Raw genomic sequence first — 21010 nt, 5'->3', positions numbered from 1 at the left:
AGCGCCACCCGGCATTTCATGCCGCACGCTCGTCCCTATTCGCCAGCACCTGCGGCGTATTGACCTCAATCCAGTCGGCCAGTGCGGCCACCTTCTCGCTTACCTCCTGCCCCATCGGCGTCAGGCTATACTCCACATGCGGCGGCACGACCGGATACGACACGCGATCGACAAACCCGTCATGCTCCAGCGCCTGTAAAGACTGAGCCAGCATCTTCTCGCTGACGCCGCCCATCTTGCGGCGCAGATCGCTGAAGCGATGCGTCCCCTGACGTAACGCCACCAGGATCAGCACGCCCCAGCGGCTGGTTACGTGTTTGAGCACCTCCCGTGACGGGCACTGTTCCGCAAAGAGATTGCCATCGCGCATTTGCTCGCTGAGCGTCGGTATTGTTGTTTTCATACTTACCTTTTTGTACGTACTTACTAAAAGTTAGTTATGGTGATAGTGTGCCACAACACCAGACAAACACGAAGGAGATTCATCATGATCGCGATTACCGGCGCAACCGGCCAGCTTGGCCAACACGTTATTGAAGAACTGCTGAAAACCGTTCCGGCCAGCCAGATCGTGGCTATTGTGCGTAACCCGGCGAAAGCCGAAGCGTTGCGTCAGCAAGGGGTCGTTGTGCGCCAGGCGGATTACACCGAAGAAGCCGCATTTACCACCGCGCTGAACGGCGTGGATAAACTGCTGCTCATCTCCTCCAGCGAAGTGGGCCAGCGCGCCGTACAGCACCAGAACGTGATAAACGCCGCCAAAGCCGCCGGGGTGAAATTCATCGCCTATACCAGCCTGCTGCATGCTGACAAATCCCCGCTGGGTCTGCACGTGGAGCACGTCGAAACCGAAAATGCCCTGGCGGCCTCCGGCGTGCCTTACGCTCTGCTGCGCAACGGCTGGTACACCGAAAACTACCTGGCAAGCGCGCCGCCAGCGCTGGAACACGGCGTATTTATGGGTGCCGCAGGCGAAGGCAAAATTGCCTCTGCGACCCGTGCCGATTACGCGGCAGCGGCAGCGAAAGTGGTTTCTGAAGAGGGTCATGCCGGCAAGGTGTATGAACTGGCAGGTGATAATGCCTGGACGCTGAGCGAACTGGCTGCGGAACTGAGCAAGCAGAGCGGTAAACCGATAACGTATCAGAACCTCAGCGAAGCCGATTTCGCCGCTGCGCTGAAGGGCGTTGGTCTGCCTGCCGGGCTGGCGGAGATGCTGGCGGATTCCGATACCGGCGCGTCCAAAGGCGGTCTGTTCGACGACAGCCGTACCCTGAGCAAGCTCATTGGCCGCCCGACGACGCCGCTGGCGGAAAGCGTCAAAGACATCCTGTAGTTGTTAAAAATTGGTTATTTTTTGTGGCATCCCCTCGGGTCATCTCTGATAATGAAGCGATGACCCACAAGGAGGCTCACCGTGCAAGGCGTACCGGAACAGTTCACTGATGAGAGAGACAGCGCGCGCTTTCGCCATCTGGCGCAGCTGCCGGGCCTGGAGCTTTATCACGCCCATATCTCTGACTACGCCTTTGAGCCTCACACTCATGAAGCCTTCGGTATCGGCACTATCGAAACCGGTGCCGAACGCTTCCGCTATCGCGGTACCCAGCATCTTGCCGCGGAAAAATCCGTCGTGACCATGAACCCGGACGAGATCCACACCGGGGAATCCGCCACCGAAGGCGGCTGGCGCTACCGGATGGTCTACATCGAACCCGACCTGCTGGAAGAGGTCACCGGCCTGCGTCACTGGTGGTTTAATGACGTCACGCGCCACGACCCTATGCGCTCGCAGCAGATTGGCCGGTTAATTTACGGCCTGTGGCACACCAACGATCCGCTGGCGCAGAAGGGGCTGCTACTGGATTTGATTCAGACTTTTCAGCCGCTGGCCCATCATGCGCCGGTGGTGCAGGAGGCCGCGCACCGCTTCGGACGCGTTCGCGACTATCTGCACGACAACTATATGCGCTCGCTGACCCTGGACGAGCTGGCTAACGTTGTCTCGCTCAGCCCGTACCATTTTCAGCGCCAGTTCAAAGCCCATTTCCACGTTACGCCCCACCAGATGCTGATGGCCATCCGGCTGTGGCGCGCAAAAGCCTTCCTCACCCATGGCATGCCTGCCGCCGAGGTGGCCGCCGCGACCGGGCTGACCGATCAGTCGCACCTGACCCGCGCCTTCACCCGTCGCTACGGTATCACGCCCGTGCGCTACCAGAAGCAGGTTATGCCGCGCTAATGCGCAACCTCATACAATACGCGCGCGTTTTGCCCTTCTACACTGAGCGCAAAGTGAATCAAGATGGATGGAAAAATGATTAGCGGCGTGTTGTATGCCCTGCTTGCGGGTTTGATGTGGGGGCTGATTTTTGTCGGCCCGCTGATTGTGCCGGAGTACCCGGCAATATTGCAGTCGACCGGACGTTACCTGGCGCTGGGGCTGATTGCCGTGCCGCTGGCGTGGCTGGGGCGCGCGCGTCTGCGTCAGCTGGGCCGCCAGGACTGGCTCACCGCGCTGGCGCTGACCATGATGGGTAATCTGATCTACTACGTCTGTCTGGCGAGCGCCATTCAGCGCACCGGTGCGCCGGTGTCGACCATGATTATCGGCACGCTGCCGGTGGTCATCCCGGTTTTCGCGAACCTGCTTTACAGCCAGCGTGACGGCAAACTGGCGTGGTCAAAAATGGCGCCGGCGCTGGTCTGCATCGCCGTGGGGCTGGTATGCGTGAATATTGCCGAGCTTCGCCACGGCCTCGAAAACTTCAGCTTGTGGCGTTACGGTTCAGGGATCTTTCTGGCGTTTATTTCGGTTGTCTGTTGGGCCTGGTATGCCCTGCGCAACGCACGCTGGCTGCGGGAAAACCCGGATAAACATCCGATGATGTGGGCGACGGCGCAGGCGCTGGTCACCCTCCCCGTCTCGTTGCTGGGCTATGTGGGCGCGTGTGTCTGGCTGGGTAGCCAGCAACCGGCATTTACCCTGCCCTTCGGACCGCGCCCGTGGGTATTCGTCGGGTTAATGGTCGCCATTGCCGTGCTCTGTTCGTGGGTGGGCGCGCTGTGCTGGAACATTGCCAGCCAGAAGCTGCCGACGGTGATACTGGGGCCGCTGATTGTCTTTGAGACGCTGGCAGGGCTGCTCTATACCTTCCTGATGCGTCAGAGCGTGCCGCCGCTGCTAACGGCGTGCGGGATCGCGCTGCTGGTCGTTGGGGTGGTGATTGCGGTGAGAGCGAAGCCGGAAAAACCGATGGTCGTTCCGGCGTCGGAGGGGTGATTTCTGCCGGGTGGCGCTGACGCTTACCCGGCCTACAAAATAACGCCTCGTAGGCCCGGTAAGGCGTAGCCGCCACCGGGCAAGCCTTTAGAACGTCTCCCAGTTCGCTTCAGACGCCGCCGCGACGGGCTGCGCTTTAGGTGCATAGGTCTTTACCGGCGCGGCTTTCACCGCCTGGTTGCGGGTGATCTTAAACACCGCCACCGCGTCGTTCAGGCGTGCTGCCTGATCTTCCAGCGCCGCCGCTGCCGCCGCAGATTCTTCAACCAGCGAGGCGTTCTGCTGGGTGACGCGATCCATCTCGGCCACCGCCTGACCCACCTGGTCGATACCGCGGCTCTGTTCGTCGGAGGCCGACGCAATCTCACCCATGATGTCCGTCACGCGCGTAACCGCATTGACGATCTCCGCCATCGTCGCGCCCGCCTCATTCACCAGCTGAGAACCCGCGTTGACGCGTTCGCCGGAATCATCGATCAGCGCTTTGATCTCTTTCGCCGCCTGCGCGCTGCGCTGGGCTAGGGTACGCACCTCGCCCGCGACAACCGCGAAGCCACGTCCCTGCTCGCCCGCGCGCGCCGCTTCTACCGCCGCGTTCAGCGCCAGAATATTGGTCTGGAAAGCAATGCCGTCGATCACGTTAGTAATTTGCGCGATTTTGCTGGAACTGGTGGCGATTTCATCCATGGTGCGCACAACGCCCTCGACCACGTTACCGCCCTTCTTCGCGGTGGAGGAGGCGTCCAGCGCCAGACGCGACGCCTGACGCGCGTTATCGGCGTTTTGCTTCACGGTGGCGGTTAACTGTTCCATGCTGGCTGCCGTCTCTTCCAGAGAAGCGGCCTGTTGCTCGGTACGAGAGGAGAGATCGTTGCTGCCCGCCGAGATTTCACCCGCGCCGGTGTAGATGGTATCTGCGCCTTCACGCACCACGCCCACCGTGTTGGCCAGCGCAGTCTGCATCTCCTGAACGTTGCGCGCCAGGATCGCCATTTCATTTTTACCCTCAGCCTGAATCGGCTGGGTTAAATCCCCTGCGGCAATGGCGCGGATATGGTTGATCACCTCTTCCAGCGGCAGCAGCAGCACGCGGCGCATCGCAATCCAGCTGGAAATAATCACCGCGATCACCAGCAGCATCACCGCAGAGAGGATCCACAGAATGCGTTTGTAGTCGCTTTCATTGTCCTGGATACCTTTGGCGGTCAGCGCGGCCTGCGCCTCACGCCACTCGCGATAAACCTTTTGCATCGCGGTCTGCTTCTGTTCGGCATTTTGTTTGAACATATCTTCCAGATTGCCCTGCCCCAGCAGAACGTTCATTTGCGTCAGCGTGGCGGAGTAGACGCGGTACTGCTCTTCCAGGCGATCGGCCAGGTGCTCGTCCATACCCGGCGTTTCCGGCAGCGCATAGTATTTATCGTAATGGGTCTGGGCATCGGCCAGCAGGTTTTTCGCGGTATTGACCAGCTCGTTCAGCTGCCCGCCGTTAATTTGCGACGCCATGCTGCTTTGCAGGCGCAGCATGCCGCGGTTGAGGGTGACGCGCGCCTGGTTCAGGCTGATCCAGGCGTCGGTAAATTCCGCGACGTTCTGGCTGGAAAGCTGAGAAACGGTGAAGTTCTCTTTATCGTTATTGAGTGCATTGATGAAAATGCCGGCGGAGATCAGTTGCATGATGCCGAGCACAAGCAGCACCGAAATCAAAAGAGTAATGACTTTTATACGTTTAAACATGCGTTGCCTTTTTTATATACAGGTATTGTCTGACCTGTATCTATCGGCACGCGCGGCAGGTTGTTTACTGTTTCTCCACCTTTAAAAACTTTCGAAAGCCCTTTTCTGCATTCAATCAGCAAGTTAAAAGCACGCTTTTTTTGTGATCGCCTTCGCATTTTCACCCTTGCCTCTAAAGGGTTATAGTATCTACTTAAAGATGTATTTAAAATGCATCTTATATTCCTAATGATGAGGTAACTGCTATGGCCTTCCGCGACCAACCCTTAGGCGAGCTGGCGCTCTCCATCCCTCGCGCTTCTGCGCTGTTCCGTAAATACGATATGGATTACTGCTGCGGTGGTAAGCAAACGCTGGCGCGCGCAGCGTCGCGTAAAGAGCTGGATGTGGAGGCTATCGAAGCGGAGCTGGCTCAGCTGGCTGAACAGCCCGTCGACAAAGACTGGCGCACCGCGCCGCTGGCTGAAATCATCGACCACATCATTGTGCGTTACCACGACCGTCACCGCGAGCAGCTGCCGGAGCTGATTTTACAGGCGACCAAAGTTGAACGCGTTCATGCCGATAAACCTTCCGTACCGCGCGGCCTGGCGAAATACCTGACCATGCTGCACGAAGAACTTTCCAGCCACATGATGAAAGAGGAGCAGATCCTCTTCCCGATGATCAAACAGGGCATGGGCAGCCAGGCCATGGGGCCCATCAGCGTGATGGAAAGCGAACATGATGACGCCGGCGAACTGCTGGAAGTGATCAAACACACCACCGACAACGTCACACCGCCGCCAGAAGCGTGCACCACCTGGAAAGCCATGTACAACGGCATTAACGAGATGATCGACGATCTGATGGAACACATCAGTCTCGAGAATAACGTTCTGTTCCCGCGTGCATTATCGGGTAAATAAAAAAGCCCGGTGGCGCTAGCGCTTACCGGGCCTACAACGTCCGCGAACGTAGGCCGGGTAAGCGTCAGCGCCACCCGGCAACATGCTTAACGCATGCCCGCCATACGTTTCTTACCGATAAACAGCCAGCCCAGCCCCAGCGCGATAAACCACAGCGGCGTGACGATCAGCGCCTGTCGGGTATCTTCTTCCAGCGTCAGCAGCACCAGCACGAAGACGAAGAACGCCATGCACACCCAGCACATCAGCTTGCCCAGCGGCATCTTGTAGATCGACTTCTCATGCAGGTGTGGACGCTGCTTGCGGTACACCAGGTACGAGCAGAGGATGATGGTCCAGACGAACATGAACAGGATCGCCGACACCGTGGTGATCATGGTGAACGCCCCGATTACGCTCGGGTTGACGTAGAGCATCACCACACCGCCCAGCAGACAGATGCAGGAGAAGGTCAGCCCTTTCGCCGGAACCGCGCGTTTAGACAGTTTGGCAAACGCGCTCGGAGCAACGCCCTCCTGCGCCAGACCGAACAGCATACGGCTGGTAGAGAAGACGCCGCTGTTCGCGGAAGAGGCCGCAGAGGTCAGCACCACGAAGTTAATCAGGCTCGCGGCAGCAGGCAGCCCCACCAGCACGAACAGCTCGACGAACGGGCTCTTGGTTGGCACCACCGAGCTCCATGGCGTCACGGACATAATGACGATCAGCGCGAACACGTAGAACATGATGATACGCAGCGGAATGGAGTTGATCGCGCGCGGCAGGGATTTCTCCGGATCTTTGGTTTCCGCCGCCGTGGTGCCGACCAGCTCAATCCCGACAAACGCGAACACCGCAATCTGGAAGCCGGCAAAGAAGCCGCTGATCCCTTTCGGGAACCAGCCGCCGTCATTCCACAGATGGGCAAACGAGGCCTGTACGCCGGTTGGCGACTGGAAGTGCGTCAGCACCATCACCAGCCCGACGACAATCAGCGCGATGATGGCGACGATTTTGATCATCGCGAACCAGAACTCCATCTCACCGAACATTTTAACGGTGGCGAGGTTCAGGCTCAGCAGCAGAACAATCACCGCCAGCGAAGCCACCCAGTCCGACAGGCCGGGGAACCAGAATTGGGCGTAGGCCGTAATAGCGACAACATCCGCCATGCCGGTAACCACCCAGCAGAACCAGTAGGTCCAGCCGGTAAAATAGCCCGCCCACGGGCCGAGCAGGTCTGACGCGAAGTCGCTGAAGGATTTGTATTCGAGATTCGAGAGCAGCAATTCACCCATTGCACGCATCACGAAAAAGAGCATAAAACCGATGATCATATAAACGAAGATGATCGACGGACCAGCAAGACTGATGGTTTTGCCCGAGCCCATAAACAGCCCGGTGCCGATGGCTCCGCCAATGGCAATAAGCTGAATGTGACGGTTTGTGAGATTTCGCCGTAGCGACTGTTCAGACGTCGCCTCTTCTGCGGCGGCGACTTTGACCTGATCTACCATGTGATATTTTCCTGTTTATGCCTGTCTGTGTTGTTAAGGCTCTTCTGGCCTTTATTTACGCCAAATAAATGACGGCCCCTGTGTAAGGACTAATCGATAGTAGGTAAGAATCGGCGGGATGAATACTATGATTTGAATATTATGTTAATAATATGTTGAAAGTGAGTGTCATATCACTCATACAGCGCGAAACAGCTCACAAAAATACACGTAACAGTTTCGTTTGCAATACAAAATGTTGATTCCGTCGTAACTCCGGGTTTTATCGCTATTTTCCTCTCCCCGATCGGAGAGAGGAAAATAAGAAAAACCAATTACAGGATTTCCAGCAGCTCGACTTCAAACACCAGGGTGCTGAATGGCGGAATGGACGCGCCAGCGCCACGCTCGCCGTAAGCCAGGTTGTGCGGGATAGTCAATTCCCATTTGGAACCTACTGGCATCAGGGTCAGGGCTTCGATCCAGCCTGCGATAACGCCGTTAACCGGGAATTCAGCCGGTTCGCCACGCGCGACGGAGCTGTCGAACACGGTACCGTCGATCAGCTTACCGGTGTAGTGTACGCGAACGTGGTCGGTACGCGCCGGGATTGCGCCATCCCCCTGATTGATTACGCGGAACTGCAAGCCGGACTCGGTGCTGTTCACGCCTTCACGCTCACGGTTCTCTTCCAGATATTTCACGCCTTCTGCCGCCATCTCTTCGAAACGCGCGCGACGTACGGCGTCAGCACGTTCGTGGATTTCACGCAGCGCACGGTGCACAACGTCAACCGGCACAGCGGGCTGCTTGCCTTCCAGCGCGTCAGCGATACCCGCCACCAGCGCTTCCGGTAACAGACCTTCCAGGCCGGATTCGCTCAGCTGCTGTCCTACCTGCAAGCCGATGCCGTAGCTTGCCTGCGCTTCGATAGTGTCAAAAGTCGGGGTGGTCATGGGTTTTCCTTCCATCACATTTAAAGTAGCGGGCAGCATATCAGCCATGCCCTTATGGGTAAAACTTTGTCTTAAGTAAAGGTGACAAACTGCGACGAAACGGAAACAATAGTAGCCGTCAGGATTTTCCCTAATATATGTCACGAAAGCTGGCTTTGTTACGCCCATCAGGCAGTTAGCAAACTACACTTCTCAGGACAGGATAAAAAGACGCGGAGCAGGAGGAGAGCCATGCCCGGGCGATTTGAACTGAAACCTACCCTGGCGAAAATCTGGCATGCGCCGGATAACTTTCGCATCATGGACCCGCTGCCGCCTTTGCACCGCAGAGGCATTATCATCGGCGCGTTGCTGATCGTCATCGGCTTCCTGCTTCCTTCCGGCAGTGACAACGTTGATACCGCGCCGGTCAGCCGGAATGCTGAGCTGGATATCCAGTCGCAAAGCCAGCCGCAGCCTGATTCACAGCCGATGCAGACGCAGCTGGTCACACCGTCTAACGATCCGGGCCAGGTTGCGCCGGTTGAACCTGAACCGGTTCAGGAAGATCAGGAGCAGGCCGCCGCCCCTTCAGAGCCACAGGCGCAACAGCCCACCGGCATTGAGCAGCAGTGGCGTTCGTATCGCGTAGAGCCCGGGAAAACCCTTGCCCAGCTGTTCCGCGACCACAATCTGCCAGCAACGGATGTGTATGCCATGGCGCAAGTCGAGGGGGCAGGCAAGCCGCTCAGCAACCTGCAAAATGGTCAGATGGTGCAGATCCGCCAGAATGCCAGCGGCGTGGTGACCGGGTTAACGATCGATACCGGAAACGGGCAGCAGGTACTGTTTACCCGCCAGCCGGACGGCAGTTTCATCAGAGCACGTTAATGGCCCAGGCCGGGTAAGGCGATGCCGCCACCCGGCACTTTTGTTCTCAGGCACGCCGTTTATTCACCCACCCGATCCCCGAGCAGACCAGCACCAGCGCAATCGCGTATTTGATGTCCAGAATGTTTTCGCCGAGGAAGATGGCGGAGAGCACCGTTCCTGCTACAGGAATGACAAAGTTGAACGGGGCAATCATACTCACGCGGTTCACTTTCAGCAGCGCGCTCCACAGGGCGAACGCCACGGATGAGAGCAGTGTCAGATACCCCAGCACGGCGACGGCTTTCATGCTGTGCACCTCCAGCGTCCCGCCCGTGGCATAGCCTCCCGCAACCAGTGCCGCCCCGCCTATCCCCAGCTGCCAGCCAGTCATCACCGTCGGGTCAACGGTCTGGGAAATGCGTTTCCCGTAAAGCGTGGCCGCAGAGAGAATAAAGGCCGCCAGCACCACAAATCCGTCACCTTTCCAGACAAACTGGAAATCGCTTAACCCGCTGTGGAAGTTCACCAGCATCACCCCGGCAAAGCCCAGAACACAGCCCAGCGTTTTGTTATAGCTGAGTTTGTCGTTGTGGTAGATAAAGTGCGCCAGCAGCACGCTGAAGAAGGTCCCGGTGGCATTCATGATGGAGCCGTTCACCCCGGTCGTGTAGGCCAGGCCGATATAAAAGAAGGTGTACTGGAGGGAGGTCTGGGTCAGTCCGAGGATCGTGAGCTGGCCAAACTGCGTGGGCGTGAGCCTGCCAATCGGCTTTCGCTGGGCCAGGGCAAAAAGCAGTAGCAACGCGCCGGCAAACAGAAAACGGTATCCGGCAAAAACGACTTTGGAGGGGATATCGTCGGTCGCGATCTGAAAAAGTTCGTAGCCACTTTTAATGGCCGGGTACGAGCTTCCCCAAAGCAGACAGCAGAGCGTGGCGCAGGCATAGGCCACATGTCGACGGGCAAAGACGGGCGTGGGCAGGGCAGTATCCATGACAAATCTCATAAATAAAATTGCGTTTCAATTTATTATCAGAGAATGCGTCAGGAATAGCGACCTTACAAGAGCAAAAGATGACGCAGGGTCATGCTAAAAAGCAAAACGCCGGCACAAGGCCGGCGCTTCGACGTGAGCAGAGTAAAAAATTACTCAGCTACTACGTTAACAACCAGTTTAGCGAACACTTCGCTGTGAACCTGGAAGTCAACTTCGTGCTCACCAGTGGTACGCAGAACGCCGTTCGGCAGACGAACTTCGCTCTTAGCCACTTTAACGCCTGCCGCAGTAACAGCATCAGCGATATCGCGGGTACCGATGGAACCGAACAGTTTACCTTCGTCGCCAGCTTTAGACGCGATAGTAACGGTGCCCAGTGCGTTGATTGCTTCAGCGCGAGCGTTAGCAGCCGCCAGAACGTCAGCCAGTTTGGCTTCCAGTTCAGCACGACGTGCTTCGAAAAACTCTACGTTTTTCTTAGTAGCTGGAACAGCTTTACCCTGTGGAACCAGGAAGTTACGAGCGTAACCCGCTTTAACGTTTACCTGATCACCCAGGCTGCCCAGGTTTGCTACTTTATCAAGCAGAATAACTTGCATTACCTTATCCTCTTAAAGTCGTATTAATGGACCGTGCCCGATTACTGATGACGATCAGTGTACGGCAGCAGAGACAGGTAGCGAGCGCGTTTGATAGCGCGAGCCAGCTGACGCTGATATTTTGCACGAGTACCGGTGATACGGCTTGGGACAATCTTACCGCTTTCGGTGATGTAGTTTTTCAGCGTTGCGATATCTTTATAGTCGATCTCTTGAACGCCTTCCGCGGTGAAACGGCAGAACTTGCGACGACGGAAATAACGTGCCATATGGCTAGTCTCCAGAATCTATCAAATCAATCTGCTCGGCATGCAGAACCATTTTGCTCAGACCGTTCTTTGCCTTGTGGCAAGAAATGAACCCCTGAACGATTACTGCGCTACCGACCGTTAAACTGTGAGTAATGGCCTGGTTTTCGTGTCCGCTAATAATCACGGGCATTTGGCACCACGCCTGCCGGTGAAACCCGGCTTCCTCTTGCACAGAACGATGCTCAAGCACGAACTGGCAATGCGGAATTCCTGATGGGCTGACCTTTCGAAGGGGGGTCCTGCACACGGTGCCGGACAACACCAGACGGTTGGTCATCAGAAATTACTCTTCAGAATCCCCAGCATCAGAATCATCTGCGGTTTCGTTTGCGAAATCATCGCGACGCTCACGGCGCTCGTCTTTCGCTTTAACCATCGGAGATGCTTCGGTCACTGCGTGTTTGGTACGCATAACCATGCTGCGGATAACGGCATCGTTGAAGCGGAAGGTAGTTTCCAGCTCATCGATCACTTCCTGCGGAGCTTCAACGTTCATCAGAACGTAGTGTGCTTTGTGCAGTTTGTTGATCGGGTAAGCCAGCTGACGGCGGCCCCAGTCTTCCAGACGGTGGATCGTGCCTTCTGCACCAGTGATGGCAGCAGAGTAACGCTCGATCATGCCCGGAACCTGTTCGCTCTGGTCAGGGTGGACCATAAAAACGATTTCGTAATGACGCATCGAATTGCTCCTTACGGATTATTCAGCCTCCTGTCTGGGTCAGCCGAGGCCCGGGGAGGCAAGGAACGTGTTAAAGGTCGGCTGAAAAATTGACGCGTCATAATACTTGCGCCCCCCAGGAAACTCAAGCTGATTGCACAAATAATTCGCACAAAGGGTAAAGCTGTTCTAAGTGGGTGATTTAAAATCGCACTCATCAGAAGCGCTGTTTTTTTGAACAACACCATCAGAAATGGTCACCCATCGCAACCCGAGTAGCGATTACACTTTAATCAGAAACCCTGAACAGAGAAGGAGAGCATTACCCCGTATCACAGCACGCAGTCGTGGAGCGCATATCATGAAAAGAATCGCAATCGCCATTTTGGCTGCGCTTTTGCTCAGTGCAAACGCGATGGCAGCCATCAGAATAGACAGCCAACAGGCCAGAAACATGGATGATGTGCAGAGCTTAGGCGTTATTTACATCAATCATAACTTCGCCACTGAAAGTGAAGCAGATCAGGCGCTTAATGAAGAAACCGATGCGCAGGGCGCAAAATACTATCACGTCATGCTGACACGTGAGCCCGGCAGCAACGGTAATATGCACGCCAGTGCAGATATTTACCAGTAACGCTTTATCGCCAGCATCAGGAAAGCAAACGAAAATCAAAGCCATATATGATTTGCCCCCTGCCAGGGGGCTTTTTTATGAATGGCTCCGGAATACCACCGGTTACAACTGTTTCGGTATTCCAGAGCACTTATTCACTTCTGCCCGTAATAAGCATTCGGGCCGTGCTTACGCATGAAATGCTTGTTCATCAGGTAATCGTCAATGCCCTGAAGCTGTGGGTTAATGCCGCGCGCAATCCACGCCATTCGAGCCACCTCTTCCATCACCACCGCGTTATGCACGGCGTCATGCGCATCTTTACCCCAGGAGAACGGACCATGCTGGTACACCACAATACCCGGCGTATGCAGTGGTTCCGTCTCACCCAGCGTTTCGATAATGACCCTGCCGGTGTTAAGTTCGTACTCTCCTTCGACCTCAGCCTGCGTTAACGCTCGCGTGCAGGGAATATCGCCGAAGAAGTAATCCGCGTGCGTTGTACCCAAAGCAGGGATCGCCAGCCCGGCCTGTGCCCAGGCGGTGGCGTGCGTGGAATGGGTATGCACAACGCCCCCCAGGGACGGGTAACGCTGGTACAGCGCCAGATGGGTTGCCGTATCAGAAGAAGGGCGCCATTTGCCTTCAACGACGCGTCCTTCCAGGTCAACCACCACCATATCGTCCACTTTCATGGCGTCATAGGCCACGCCGCTCGGCTTAATCACCACCAGCCCCTGCTCGCGATCGATGGCGCTTACGTTGCCCCAGGTAAACGTCACCAGTCCATAGCGCGGCAGATCCATATTGGCTTCAAAGACCTGCTGTTTCAGCTTAAGCATGTTCCGCCTCCATCAGCCCTGCCCGCGCCATGCGCTCGCGCACCCAGTCCCGGGCTTTCGCCACTTCTGCCGCCGGGTCGTCCGCGGTTTCGCTCCACATCTCAATCAGGTAAGGCCCGCAATAACCTGTCTGTTTGAGCGTCTGGAAGCACCGTTCGAAATCCACCACCCCGGTGCCGAACGGTACGTTTTTAAACACGCCAGGACGGGTATCTTTAACGTGCACCGCCACGATATGCCCGATGCCCGCCTGAAGCTCCATCTGTACGTCGTTATCCCATGCCGACAGGTTGCCGATATCCGGATAAAGCTGGAACCACGGGTTATTCAGATAGTGCGCGTAGCCCAGCGCCTTGCTGATGGAGTTCATCAACGGATAATCCATGATCTCCATCGCCAGCGTCACCTGCGCACGGCTTGCCATCTCAACGCTCTCTTTCAGGCCGTCACGGAAACGACGGCGCGTTTCATCATTGGCTTCCTGATAGTAAACATCGTAACCCGCCAGTTGGATCACGCGGATGCCGACATCCTGTGCAAAGCGAATGGCTTTACGCATGATCTCCAGCCCTTCGGCGCGTACGGCATCATCTTCGCTGCCAAGCGGAAAACGACGATGAGCGCTCAGGCACATGGATGGCACGCGCACGCCGGTTTCGGCAATGGCGCTCACCAGCGCCAGACGCTGGTCGCGGCGCCAGTCCAGGCGAGCAAGACGCTCGTCCGTCTCATCCACCGACATTTCGACAAAATCGAAACCCAGCTGCTTCGCCAGCTGTAACCGCTCCAGCCAGCACTCCCCCGCAGGGAGTGCCTTTTCATAGATGCCAAGCGGGACCTGTTTTGACAACATACCCGCTCCTTAACCCCAAAGCTGAGCGATTGAGCGTTTAAACTGACGCGCAGCTTCCACCGGAGATTCCGCATCGCGAATGCTACGACCGGCAATAAAGACGTGAATTGGAATCCCCTTGAACAGCGGCAGATCTTCCAGCGCCAGGCCACCGGTTACGGTCACTTTGAAGCCCATATCGGCCAGACGTTTGATCGCGTTGATATCGGCTTCGCCCCACGCCACGCCTGCGGCCTGTGCATCACGGCTGCGGTGATAAACCACCTGCTGGATACCTGCTTCGCGCCACTCCTGCGCCTGCTCCCAGGTCCAGAAACCGGTCAGTTCAATCTGCACGTCGCCATTGAACTCCTTCGCCACGTCCAGCGCGCCTTTCGCAGTGTTGATATCCGCACAGCAGATCACGGTGACCCAGTCGGCGTTGGCTTCAAAGCACATGCGAGAGAGAATTTTGCCCGCATCGGCGATTTTGGCATCCGCCAGCACGATTTTATGCGGATAGAGCGCCTTCAGGTCACGAACCGCACGAACGCCTTCGCCCACGCACAGAATGGTGCCGACTTCAATGATGTCCACTTCTTCCGCAATCAGACGGGTGGTTTCGTAAGCGTGAGACAGAGTCTGGTTATCCAGCGCGACCTGCAACATTGGTAATGACATTTTCAATTCCTCTTAAACGGCCGCCGCAGTGGCGTTATCAATTAAATCCAGCACGTCCTGCGCGGTACGGCAGGCGCGTAAACGGTCAAAATTAGCTTCATCATCAAACAGGTTGACGATCTGCATGATGCCCACCTCCTGGTGGGTGTTGGCATCGACAGCTGCCATAGTGATCAGAATGTCGACCGGGTCGTTATCTTCGTGGTTGAACACCAGCGGGGTTTTCAGCGTCACCAGCGCAAAACCGGTTTTCTTGACACCCTCTTCCGGGCGGCCGTGCGGCATTGCCAGCCCCGGGGCAATCACAAAATAGGGACCGTGCTGCGCCACGCCATCCAGGATGGCCTGGTAATAACGCGGCTCGACAACGTCCGCCTTAACCAGCAGATCCACGCTCAGCTTCACCGCTTCCTGCCAGGTGCTGGCTTCGGCTTGTAAAAGGATGGAGTTATTCTCTGCCAGCGAATCACGTAGTTTCATGTGGCGTCCTCACTTCGCGTCTTGTGGGAAGTGTTCTTTGATCACTTCCAGCAGTTTTGGCCCAAAATCCGCAGGCGACAGCATGTTGCGTACGCCTACCACATATTTGTTCCCCGAGACGCTAATCTCACCGGCAATGTGCGTTGAGGCGATGATGATGTCCGCGCCGTTCAGTTCACTTTTGTATTCACCCACTGCGCAGCTGTTCACCGTGTGGTCAATGTTTGACTGGGTTAAAAACTGATCCACTTTCATTTTCATGATCATGGAGCTTCCTTGCCCATTGCCACACACAGCCAGGATACGTACGGTCATAATCGAAACTCCTTAGTGAGCAGAAACTTCTGCTGTTTGTTTTTCCGCATCTTCTTCAGCTCGCAGCGAACGGCCAGCGAAGAACATATAAGTCAGTGCAATCAGGATGATGACGGCCATAAAGACCAGCCCGACGGAGGCAAAGCCCTGCATCATCGGCGGCGCCAGAATTGACCAGTCCGCCATGCCCATCCAGGCGCTCATACCGGTGAGCTTGACCGCCCACACGCATCCGAAGATTTCAACCATGCCCATCACCAGGCAGATCTTGAGCGCTGCGCGCCATCCGCCGAAGTGGTTAGCGAATACGCCGATGGTGGCGTTGGAGAAGAACATCGGGATAAAGCCAGGAATAATCAGGATTGAGGAGCCACAGCCCACCAGGATGCCCACCGCAATCAGCTGGCCGATGGTGCCCCACATAAAGCCCCAGACCACGGCGTTTGGCGCAAAGCTATAGATAGCCGCACAGTCAATCGCCAGCACCGCGCCAGGGATCAGACGCTGGGAGATGCCGTTAAACGCTTCCGACAGTTCGGCGACGAACATACGCACGCCCTGGGTAATGATGAAAATGGCCACGGCGAAGGAGAAACCGGTTTGCAGGATATAGACCGTCCAGTGGGTTTTACCCGCCATCGCCTGCACCACGTCAATGCCAAAGGAGAGCAGGATGGCACCGAAGAAGATGGTCATCACAATCGCCGTGGAGACGATGTTGTCGTGGAAGATATTCAGCCAGCCAGGCAATTTGAGGTCTTCAACACTCTCCTCTTTTTTGCCCAGGTACGGCGCAACTTTGTAAGCGATCCAGGAGGCAAACTGCTGCTGGTGACCGATGGAGAAGCCACAGCCGTCCGTAACGTCCTGCGTTGGCTTATACATCATGTTGGAGGTGATGCCCCAGTAAAGCGAGACCAGCACTGCCGTGCAGATGACCGTGGTCCACATTGGGTAGCCGAAGATATAGAGAGAAACGGCAATCAGCCCCGCCTGCTGGAACATAATGTGCCCGGTGAGCATGATGGTGCGAATCCCAGTGATGCGGCGCAGGAGCACGTAAATGATGTTCAGCGCCAGCGCGAGCAGTACCGCATACCCAACCCAGCTGTACGCATCTCCCATGCGATCGATGGTGGCCATCATGGACGCGTAAGTGTCAGAGATGGCGCCGTTAATGCCGTATACCTCTGACATTTTGGCAACAACCGGCTTAAACGTGCTGGTCAGAATGCCAGACCCCGCCTGCAACAGCATAAAACCAATGATGGTTTTGATGGTGCCTTTGATAATCACGCTGACGCTTTTGCGCAGCAGGATGTACCCCAGGCACGTCACGATACCCAGCAACAGCGGGGCGTTGGTCATTACCTGATTAAAGAAAACGGTAAAGACGTTGTAGAGGATCTCCATAACTCTCTCCAGAAAATGAGAACACGAGGGGCAATCCCTGTGTGGTTGGTGTCATCACTCTATTAATCACAAATAATCATCACAAGATTGCATTTGATTATTTGTGACGGATCACGAAATTTATTTCCATGGTGTTAGTAATGATTTTCACTACCGATATAACCCAATAAATAAATTCTTAAATTTCAATATATTAATCATTTGTAGCGGTTATCTTAACAACGTCATGATGTTTTTTCTGTGATGTGGCGAGGGGAATTTTCCGCAAAACAGCCATTGCAAATCGATTCAAACAGTGCCAGCATTAATCACAACAAGTCACAGTATGATTACTTTTGATTAAAACCAGGAGTCAAACGATGAGTAAAGTGAAAACCATCACCCGTGAATCATGGATTCTGAGTACCTTTCCGGAGTGGGGTAGCTGGCTGAACGAAGAGATCGAGCAGGAACAGGTTGCTCCTGGCACATTTGCGATGTGGTGGCTGGGCTGTACCGGGATCTGGCTGAAATCAGAAGGCGGCGCCAACATTTGTGTCGATTTCTGGTGCGGCACCGGCAAACAGAGCCACGGCAATCCACTGATGAAAAAAGGCCACCAGATGCAGCGTATGGCCGGCGTTGAAAAGCTCCAGCCGAACCTGCGCACCACGCCTTTTGTGCTTGATCCTTTTGCCATTCGCCAGATCGATGCCGTTCTCTCTACCCACGATCACAACGATCATATCGACGTGAACGTGGCGGCAGCGGTAATGCAAAACTGCGCGGACGACGTACCGTTTATCGGGCCGCAGACCTGCGTGGATTTGTGGATTGGCTGGGGCGTGCCAAAAGAGCGCTGCATCGTGATGAAGCCGGGCGACGTGGTGAAAATCAAAGACATTGAGATTCACGCGCTGGATGCCTTTGACCGCACCGCATTGATCACCCTGCCTGCCGATCAAAAAGCCGCAGGCGTACTGCCAGACGGGATGGACGAGCGCGCAGTGAACTATCTGTTCAAAACGCCTGGCGGTTCCCTGTATCACAGCGGAGACTCCCACTACTCCAACTACTACGCGAAGCACGGTAACGAGCACCAGATTGACGTGGCGCTTGGCTCTTACGGTGAAAACCCGCGCGGGATCACCGACAAAATGACCAGCGCGGACATGCTGCGTATGGCCGAAGCGCTGAACACCAAAGTGGTGATCCCGTTCCACCATGATATCTGGTCAAACTTCCAGGCCGATCCGCAAGAGATCCGCGTCCTGTGGGAGATGAAAAAAGACCGCCTCAAGTATGGCTTCAAGCCGTTCATCTGGCAGGTTGGCGGCAAGTTCACCTGGCCGCTGGATAAAGACAATCTTGAGTACCACTACCCGCGTGGTTTCGATGATTGCTTTACGATTGAACCAGACCTGCCGTTCAAGTCCTTCCTCTGATACCGAGGCCCAATCGCCAGACCCTGCGTCTGGCGATGTCATTTTTATTTTAGTAATTTCACGCTATTTCAAATATCATCTTTTCAAATCAATTCTTATCGGAATAGCTCATGACGGAAGCGCAACGGCATCAAATTTTACTGGAACTCCTGGCGCAAACAGGGTTTATCACCGTCGAGAAAGTGATCGAACGTTTAGGGATCTCCCCCGCTACCGCGCGGCGGGACATCAACAAGCTGGATGAGAGCGGCAAGCTGAAAAAAGTCCGCAACGGCGCAGAGGCCATCAGCCAGCAGCGTCCACGCTGGACGCCGATGAACATCCACCAGGCGCAGAATCACGATGAAAAGGTGCGGATTGCCAGAGCGGCGTCACAGCTGGTGAATCCCGGGGAGAGCGTGGTGATCAACTGCGGTTCGACGGCGTTTCTGCTGGGCCGTGAGATGTGCGGCAAGCCGGTGCAAATCATTACCAACTATCTGCCGCTGGCCAACTATCTCATTGACCAGGAACATGAAAGCGTGGTGATCATGGGCGGCCAGTATAACAAGAGCCAGTCCATCACCCTGAGCCCGCAGGACAGTGAAAACAGCCTCTACGCCGGGCACTGGATGTTTACCAGCGGCAAAGGCCTGACGGCGGATGGCCTGTATAAAACCGATATGCTCACCGCAATGGCAGAGCAGAACATGCTTAACGTGGTAGGCAAGCTGGTGGTGCTGGTCGACAGCAGCAAGGTCGGTGAACGCGCAGGCATGCTGTTCAGCCGCGCAGAACAGATCGACATGGTGATCACCGGCAAAAACGCCAACCCCGAGATCCTCAGCAAGCTGGAGGATCAGGGTGTCACGGTGCTGCGCGTTTAAAGGTGCTGACGGAAGAATTCCACGGTTGACTCCAGCGCGGCCGGGGTAATACGGTGCCGGACACCTGCTCCCCACAGGCAGGTCAGATTGCTGTCCAGCCCTTCACGCTGTAGCGCCTGTTGCAGGCGAAACGTTTCACCGGGCGGTACGACGTCGTCGGCATCCCCATGCCACAGCAGCAGCGGACGATCGGCCAGCTGCGAAAGCGCATGGCTGACGTCCCATTCAGACAACAGGGTCTCAATCTCCTGAGGTGCCTGCGGCGGGAACAGCGTCTTTGCCAGTGATGTAAAGTAGCCCGATCCCATCAGGCAAGCCACGGACGTCACCTCCGGATGCCTGGTCATGATCCCCAGCGCCGTCATTCCGCCCATTGATGCGCCTGCGACCGCCAGCCGTTTCCCCTCCACCAGCCCGGCCTGCAAGAGCGCGTCACGCAGCCCGGCGAACTCGGTCAGATTGCCGTGCAGCGTTTGCCAGAACAGCCCCAGCCGCGCCTGCTCATCGCCCGTAAAGCGTGCCCCATGATTCGGCGCATCAGGCATGACCACCCGGAAACCGGCCTGCGCCAGCGCGACGGCAAAATAGCTGTAGACCAGCTTCGAGGAGAGAAAGCCATGATAGAAAACTACCGTCGGCAGCGGCTGTTCACCTTTACCAGCCGGAAAAGCATGGATGATTTCATGCTCATTCAGCTGGCGAGTTTCAATTTCAATCATTGTCGATCCTGTGCTGATGAATGATTCATAATGTTGAGAGCTGGATTACGGTTTCACGATATTTTCATTCGAAATCTACGTCCCAGATAACACTTCGGGAACATTCCCCCAAAACTAAATTCGCAGACAACTACACTATGGCTATCAGGAAAAGAGACAGGTTTATGCGCAGGCTTACCGCTTTATTGCTGGTCTCGCTGCTCAGCGGATGTTCCGTATTGCAGGGTACGCCAGAACCGGCGCCGCCGGTTACCGATCATCCTCAGGAAATTCGTCGTAATCAGACGGAAGGATTACAACGCCTGGGTACCGTATCCGCGATGGTTCGTGGTTCCCCGGATGATGCAGAAGACGCAATTGAAGCACAGGCCGTTGCCGCAAAAGCAGATTATTACGTCATCACGATGATTGATGAAACCATTATTACGGGACAGTGGTACGCCCAGGGCATTTTGTACCGTAAGTAAGCATCATCATTTGAACGACTTTTACACTGCTTTGCGTCCGTAGACATTTTCCTGTCCACAATAAACTCCATGCCAGCAACAATGGAAATGAGTTTATTTGCGAAGGATTGCCCGGCGGATACCGGAGACACGTGAAAAGGAGCTGACGATGAAACGAACCCTTGCTTTAACGACGCTATTGCTTTCAGCGGGCCTGCTGAGCACCACGGCGCAGTCGGCCGAATTTGCCAGCGCGGATTGCGTCACGGGCCTGAACGAGATTGGTCAGATCTCCGTCAATAATATCACGGGGAGTCCGCAAGACGTTGAACGTGTCGTCGCCCTGAAGGCCGATGAACAGGGCGCTTCCTGGTATCGCATCGTCCAGATGCAGGAAGATCACCATGTTAATCACTGGCGCGTGCAGGCCATTCTTTATGCATAATCCCTTCCGATAAAAGCCACTTAATTTTAGTGGCTTTTCACTTTTGCAAATTTTTTATCTCTCCCGAAACCTAACAAAAACAAACATGTAACATTCAGTTACATTAAACAGGTAAACGTTATCTCTGCTCTGCCGTTGAACAGCCATCACTTTTC

The 21010-nt window shown here is 55.6% G+C and carries 26 protein-coding genes; 10 read left to right on the top strand and 16 right to left on the bottom strand.

The window, feature by feature from the left end; translation table 11 throughout:
- Nucleotides 1-16 precede the first annotated feature (16 nt).
- The gene (locus ACOTW6_RS14915) at nucleotides 17-403 is read right to left on the bottom strand and encodes a winged helix-turn-helix transcriptional regulator (RefSeq protein WP_090279956.1); all 387 of its coding nucleotides are present in this window, start codon (nucleotides 401-403) and stop codon (nucleotides 17-19) included.
- 84 nt (nucleotides 404-487) lie between these two features.
- On the opposite strand from ACOTW6_RS14915, the gene ACOTW6_RS14910 reads away from it, so the two are divergent.
- From ACOTW6_RS14910 to ACOTW6_RS14900, 3 genes are all read left to right on the top strand, one after another.
- Nucleotides 488-1336: an SDR family oxidoreductase gene (locus ACOTW6_RS14910; RefSeq protein ID WP_121479351.1), complete on the top strand. Its 849-nt coding sequence runs from the start codon at nucleotides 488-490 to the stop codon at nucleotides 1334-1336.
- 81 nt (nucleotides 1337-1417) lie between these two features.
- The gene (locus tag ACOTW6_RS14905; RefSeq protein ID WP_121479352.1) at nucleotides 1418-2242 is read left to right on the top strand and encodes an AraC family transcriptional regulator; all 825 of its coding nucleotides are present in this window, start codon (nucleotides 1418-1420) and stop codon (nucleotides 2240-2242) included.
- A 75-nt stretch (nucleotides 2243-2317) separates the two neighbouring features.
- On the top strand, nucleotides 2318-3283 hold the full coding sequence (locus ACOTW6_RS14900; protein WP_017383939.1) for a DMT family transporter: 966 nt from the start codon (nucleotides 2318-2320) through the stop codon (nucleotides 3281-3283).
- Nucleotides 3284-3370: 87 nt separating this feature from the next.
- Here the strand turns inward: ACOTW6_RS14900 and ACOTW6_RS14895 are convergent, their stop codons facing one another.
- The gene (locus ACOTW6_RS14895; RefSeq protein WP_003856047.1) at nucleotides 3371-5020 is read right to left on the bottom strand and encodes a methyl-accepting chemotaxis protein; all 1650 of its coding nucleotides are present in this window, start codon (nucleotides 5018-5020) and stop codon (nucleotides 3371-3373) included.
- 245 nt (nucleotides 5021-5265) lie between these two features.
- Here ACOTW6_RS14895 and ytfE point away from each other — a divergent pair, with 245 nt between their 5' ends.
- Complete coding sequence (gene ytfE / locus ACOTW6_RS14890) at nucleotides 5266-5928, top strand: iron-sulfur cluster repair protein YtfE (RefSeq protein WP_017383941.1); 663 nt, start codon at nucleotides 5266-5268, stop codon at nucleotides 5926-5928.
- A gap of 86 nt (nucleotides 5929-6014) precedes the next feature.
- Here the strand turns inward: ytfE and cycA are convergent, their stop codons facing one another.
- Together cycA and fklB are read right to left on the bottom strand one after the other, a co-directional pair.
- Complete coding sequence (gene cycA, locus ACOTW6_RS14885; RefSeq protein WP_045336773.1) at nucleotides 6015-7424, bottom strand: D-serine/D-alanine/glycine transporter; 1410 nt, start codon at nucleotides 7422-7424, stop codon at nucleotides 6015-6017.
- A gap of 314 nt (nucleotides 7425-7738) precedes the next feature.
- Nucleotides 7739-8359 carry an FKBP-type peptidyl-prolyl cis-trans isomerase gene (fklB, locus tag ACOTW6_RS14880; protein ID WP_008502892.1) on the bottom strand — a complete coding sequence of 207 codons (621 nt, stop codon included), beginning with the start codon at nucleotides 8357-8359 and terminating at the stop codon, nucleotides 7739-7741.
- A 231-nt stretch (nucleotides 8360-8590) separates the two neighbouring features.
- Here fklB and ACOTW6_RS14875 point away from each other — a divergent pair, with 231 nt between their 5' ends.
- Nucleotides 8591-9229 carry an OapA family protein gene (locus ACOTW6_RS14875; RefSeq protein WP_015572481.1) on the top strand — a complete coding sequence of 213 codons (639 nt, stop codon included), beginning with the start codon at nucleotides 8591-8593 and terminating at the stop codon, nucleotides 9227-9229.
- Nucleotides 9230-9275: 46 nt separating this feature from the next.
- On the opposite strand, the gene ACOTW6_RS14870 is transcribed toward ACOTW6_RS14875, so the two are convergent.
- From ACOTW6_RS14870 to rpsF, 5 genes are all read right to left on the bottom strand, one after another.
- Nucleotides 9276-10205, bottom strand: coding sequence for a DMT family transporter (locus ACOTW6_RS14870; RefSeq protein WP_063133712.1), 930 nt, complete (start codon nucleotides 10203-10205; stop codon nucleotides 9276-9278).
- Nucleotides 10206-10357: 152 nt separating this feature from the next.
- On the bottom strand, nucleotides 10358-10807 hold the full coding sequence (rplI, locus tag ACOTW6_RS14865; RefSeq protein ID WP_003856039.1) for a 50S ribosomal protein L9: 450 nt from the start codon (nucleotides 10805-10807) through the stop codon (nucleotides 10358-10360).
- A 41-nt stretch (nucleotides 10808-10848) separates the two neighbouring features.
- On the bottom strand, nucleotides 10849-11076 hold the full coding sequence (rpsR, locus tag ACOTW6_RS14860; protein WP_000135199.1) for a 30S ribosomal protein S18: 228 nt from the start codon (nucleotides 11074-11076) through the stop codon (nucleotides 10849-10851).
- 4 nt (nucleotides 11077-11080) lie between these two features.
- Nucleotides 11081-11395, bottom strand: a complete 315-nt coding sequence (priB, locus tag ACOTW6_RS14855) for a primosomal replication protein N (RefSeq protein WP_003856035.1) — start codon at nucleotides 11393-11395, stop codon at nucleotides 11081-11083.
- Between the two features lie 6 nt (nucleotides 11396-11401).
- Entirely contained in the window at nucleotides 11402-11797 is a 396-nt protein-coding gene (gene rpsF / locus ACOTW6_RS14850) for a 30S ribosomal protein S6 (protein WP_003856034.1), read from the bottom strand.
- A 340-nt stretch (nucleotides 11798-12137) separates the two neighbouring features.
- Here rpsF and yjfY point away from each other — a divergent pair, with 340 nt between their 5' ends.
- Nucleotides 12138-12413, top strand: a complete 276-nt coding sequence (gene yjfY / locus ACOTW6_RS14845; RefSeq protein WP_017383944.1) for a DUF1471 family protein YjfY — start codon at nucleotides 12138-12140, stop codon at nucleotides 12411-12413.
- 134 nt (nucleotides 12414-12547) lie between these two features.
- Here the strand turns inward: yjfY and ACOTW6_RS14840 are convergent, their stop codons facing one another.
- Genes ACOTW6_RS14840 through ulaA form a run of 6 tightly spaced genes read right to left on the bottom strand, consistent with a single transcriptional unit; the run spans nucleotide 12548 to nucleotide 16955 of the window.
- Nucleotides 12548-13234, bottom strand: coding sequence for an L-ribulose-5-phosphate 4-epimerase (locus tag ACOTW6_RS14840; RefSeq protein ID WP_047052614.1), 687 nt, complete (start codon nucleotides 13232-13234; stop codon nucleotides 12548-12550).
- Nucleotides 13227-14087, bottom strand: a complete 861-nt coding sequence (locus ACOTW6_RS14835; RefSeq protein WP_213789235.1) for an L-ribulose-5-phosphate 3-epimerase — start codon at nucleotides 14085-14087, stop codon at nucleotides 13227-13229. The genes ACOTW6_RS14840 and ACOTW6_RS14835 overlap by 8 nt, the downstream gene beginning before the upstream one ends.
- Before the next feature lie 9 nt (nucleotides 14088-14096).
- The gene (ulaD, locus tag ACOTW6_RS14830; RefSeq protein WP_022646832.1) at nucleotides 14097-14747 is read right to left on the bottom strand and encodes a 3-keto-L-gulonate-6-phosphate decarboxylase UlaD; all 651 of its coding nucleotides are present in this window, start codon (nucleotides 14745-14747) and stop codon (nucleotides 14097-14099) included.
- Between the two features lie 12 nt (nucleotides 14748-14759).
- Nucleotides 14760-15227, bottom strand: coding sequence for a PTS ascorbate transporter subunit IIA (gene ulaC, locus ACOTW6_RS14825; protein WP_003856024.1), 468 nt, complete (start codon nucleotides 15225-15227; stop codon nucleotides 14760-14762).
- 9 nt (nucleotides 15228-15236) lie between these two features.
- Nucleotides 15237-15542 (bottom strand): PTS ascorbate transporter subunit IIB, encoded by a 306-nt coding sequence (gene ulaB / locus ACOTW6_RS14820; protein WP_213789233.1) that lies wholly within the window; start codon nucleotides 15540-15542, stop codon nucleotides 15237-15239.
- A 12-nt stretch (nucleotides 15543-15554) separates the two neighbouring features.
- Nucleotides 15555-16955, bottom strand: a complete 1401-nt coding sequence (ulaA, locus tag ACOTW6_RS14815; RefSeq protein ID WP_006810378.1) for a PTS ascorbate transporter subunit IIC — start codon at nucleotides 16953-16955, stop codon at nucleotides 15555-15557.
- Nucleotides 16956-17314: 359 nt separating this feature from the next.
- Between ulaA and ulaG the strand changes: the two genes are divergently transcribed.
- Entirely contained in the window at nucleotides 17315-18379 is a 1065-nt protein-coding gene (gene ulaG, locus ACOTW6_RS14810; RefSeq protein ID WP_006810379.1) for an L-ascorbate 6-phosphate lactonase, read from the top strand.
- A 110-nt stretch (nucleotides 18380-18489) separates the two neighbouring features.
- On the top strand, nucleotides 18490-19245 hold the full coding sequence (ulaR, locus tag ACOTW6_RS14805) for an HTH-type transcriptional regulator UlaR (RefSeq protein WP_193136417.1): 756 nt from the start codon (nucleotides 18490-18492) through the stop codon (nucleotides 19243-19245).
- Here ulaR and yjfP read toward each other — a convergent pair.
- Nucleotides 19242-19964, bottom strand: coding sequence for an esterase (yjfP, locus tag ACOTW6_RS14800; RefSeq protein WP_063624247.1), 723 nt, complete (start codon nucleotides 19962-19964; stop codon nucleotides 19242-19244). The two genes, ulaR and yjfP, sit on opposite strands and share 4 nt — an antisense overlap.
- Before the next feature lie 137 nt (nucleotides 19965-20101).
- Between yjfP and bsmA the strand changes: the two genes are divergently transcribed.
- Together bsmA and yjfN are read left to right on the top strand one after the other, a co-directional pair.
- A complete protein-coding gene (bsmA, locus tag ACOTW6_RS14795; protein ID WP_003856011.1) occupies nucleotides 20102-20431 on the top strand; it encodes a biofilm peroxide resistance protein BsmA in 330 nt (109 codons plus the stop codon).
- 148 nt (nucleotides 20432-20579) lie between these two features.
- Nucleotides 20580-20855: a DUF1471 family protease activator YjfN gene (gene yjfN, locus ACOTW6_RS14790; RefSeq protein WP_003856009.1), complete on the top strand. Its 276-nt coding sequence runs from the start codon at nucleotides 20580-20582 to the stop codon at nucleotides 20853-20855.
- The last annotated feature ends 155 nt before the right edge of the window (nucleotides 20856-21010 follow it).

The organism is Enterobacter cloacae complex sp. IR5403, assembly GCF_049238705.1.
In the GTDB taxonomy this organism is placed as follows: domain Bacteria; phylum Pseudomonadota; class Gammaproteobacteria; order Enterobacterales; family Enterobacteriaceae; genus Enterobacter; species Enterobacter hormaechei_C.
The sequence above is the reverse complement of the archived record's forward strand: the minus strand, read 5'-3'. Positions and strand labels throughout refer to the sequence as shown.

Bases quoted from the DNA above. Each gene is read 5' to 3' on its own strand.
- ulaB (WP_213789233.1), bottom strand. From the start codon at position 15,542: ATGACCGTACGTATCCTGGCTGTGTGTGGCAATGGGCAAGGAAGCTCC.
- rplI (WP_003856039.1), bottom strand. From the start codon at position 10,807: ATGCAAGTTATTCTGCTTGATAAAGTAGCAAACCTGGGCAGCCTGGGT.
- rpsR (WP_000135199.1), bottom strand. From the start codon at position 11,076: ATGGCACGTTATTTCCGTCGTCGCAAGTTCTGCCGTTTCACCGCGGAA.
- ACOTW6_RS14910 (WP_121479351.1), top strand. From the start codon at position 488: ATGATCGCGATTACCGGCGCAACCGGCCAGCTTGGCCAACACGTTATT.
- yjfP (WP_063624247.1), bottom strand. From the start codon at position 19,964: ATGATTGAAATTGAAACTCGCCAGCTGAATGAGCATGAAATCATCCAT.
- ulaD (WP_022646832.1), bottom strand. From the start codon at position 14,747: ATGTCATTACCAATGTTGCAGGTCGCGCTGGATAACCAGACTCTGTCT.
- ulaR (WP_193136417.1), top strand. From the start codon at position 18,490: ATGACGGAAGCGCAACGGCATCAAATTTTACTGGAACTCCTGGCGCAA.
- ytfE (WP_017383941.1), top strand. From the start codon at position 5,266: ATGGCCTTCCGCGACCAACCCTTAGGCGAGCTGGCGCTCTCCATCCCT.
- ulaC (WP_003856024.1), bottom strand. From the start codon at position 15,227: ATGAAACTACGTGATTCGCTGGCAGAGAATAACTCCATCCTTTTACAA.
- ACOTW6_RS14915 (WP_090279956.1), bottom strand. From the start codon at position 403: ATGAAAACAACAATACCGACGCTCAGCGAGCAAATGCGCGATGGCAAT.
- ACOTW6_RS14835 (WP_213789235.1), bottom strand. From the start codon at position 14,087: ATGTTGTCAAAACAGGTCCCGCTTGGCATCTATGAAAAGGCACTCCCT.
- yjfY (WP_017383944.1), top strand. From the start codon at position 12,138: ATGAAAAGAATCGCAATCGCCATTTTGGCTGCGCTTTTGCTCAGTGCA.
- ACOTW6_RS14875 (WP_015572481.1), top strand. From the start codon at position 8,591: ATGCCCGGGCGATTTGAACTGAAACCTACCCTGGCGAAAATCTGGCAT.
- priB (WP_003856035.1), bottom strand. From the start codon at position 11,395: ATGACCAACCGTCTGGTGTTGTCCGGCACCGTGTGCAGGACCCCCCTT.
- ulaG (WP_006810379.1), top strand. From the start codon at position 17,315: ATGAGTAAAGTGAAAACCATCACCCGTGAATCATGGATTCTGAGTACC.
- fklB (WP_008502892.1), bottom strand. From the start codon at position 8,359: ATGACCACCCCGACTTTTGACACTATCGAAGCGCAGGCAAGCTACGGC.
- rpsF (WP_003856034.1), bottom strand. From the start codon at position 11,797: ATGCGTCATTACGAAATCGTTTTTATGGTCCACCCTGACCAGAGCGAA.
- cycA (WP_045336773.1), bottom strand. From the start codon at position 7,424: ATGGTAGATCAGGTCAAAGTCGCCGCCGCAGAAGAGGCGACGTCTGAA.
- ACOTW6_RS14900 (WP_017383939.1), top strand. From the start codon at position 2,318: ATGATTAGCGGCGTGTTGTATGCCCTGCTTGCGGGTTTGATGTGGGGG.
- ACOTW6_RS14840 (WP_047052614.1), bottom strand. From the start codon at position 13,234: ATGCTTAAGCTGAAACAGCAGGTCTTTGAAGCCAATATGGATCTGCCG.
- ACOTW6_RS14870 (WP_063133712.1), bottom strand. From the start codon at position 10,205: ATGGATACTGCCCTGCCCACGCCCGTCTTTGCCCGTCGACATGTGGCC.
- ACOTW6_RS14895 (WP_003856047.1), bottom strand. From the start codon at position 5,020: ATGTTTAAACGTATAAAAGTCATTACTCTTTTGATTTCGGTGCTGCTT.
- ulaA (WP_006810378.1), bottom strand. From the start codon at position 16,955: ATGGAGATCCTCTACAACGTCTTTACCGTTTTCTTTAATCAGGTAATG.
- yjfN (WP_003856009.1), top strand. From the start codon at position 20,580: ATGAAACGAACCCTTGCTTTAACGACGCTATTGCTTTCAGCGGGCCTG.
- bsmA (WP_003856011.1), top strand. From the start codon at position 20,102: ATGGCTATCAGGAAAAGAGACAGGTTTATGCGCAGGCTTACCGCTTTA.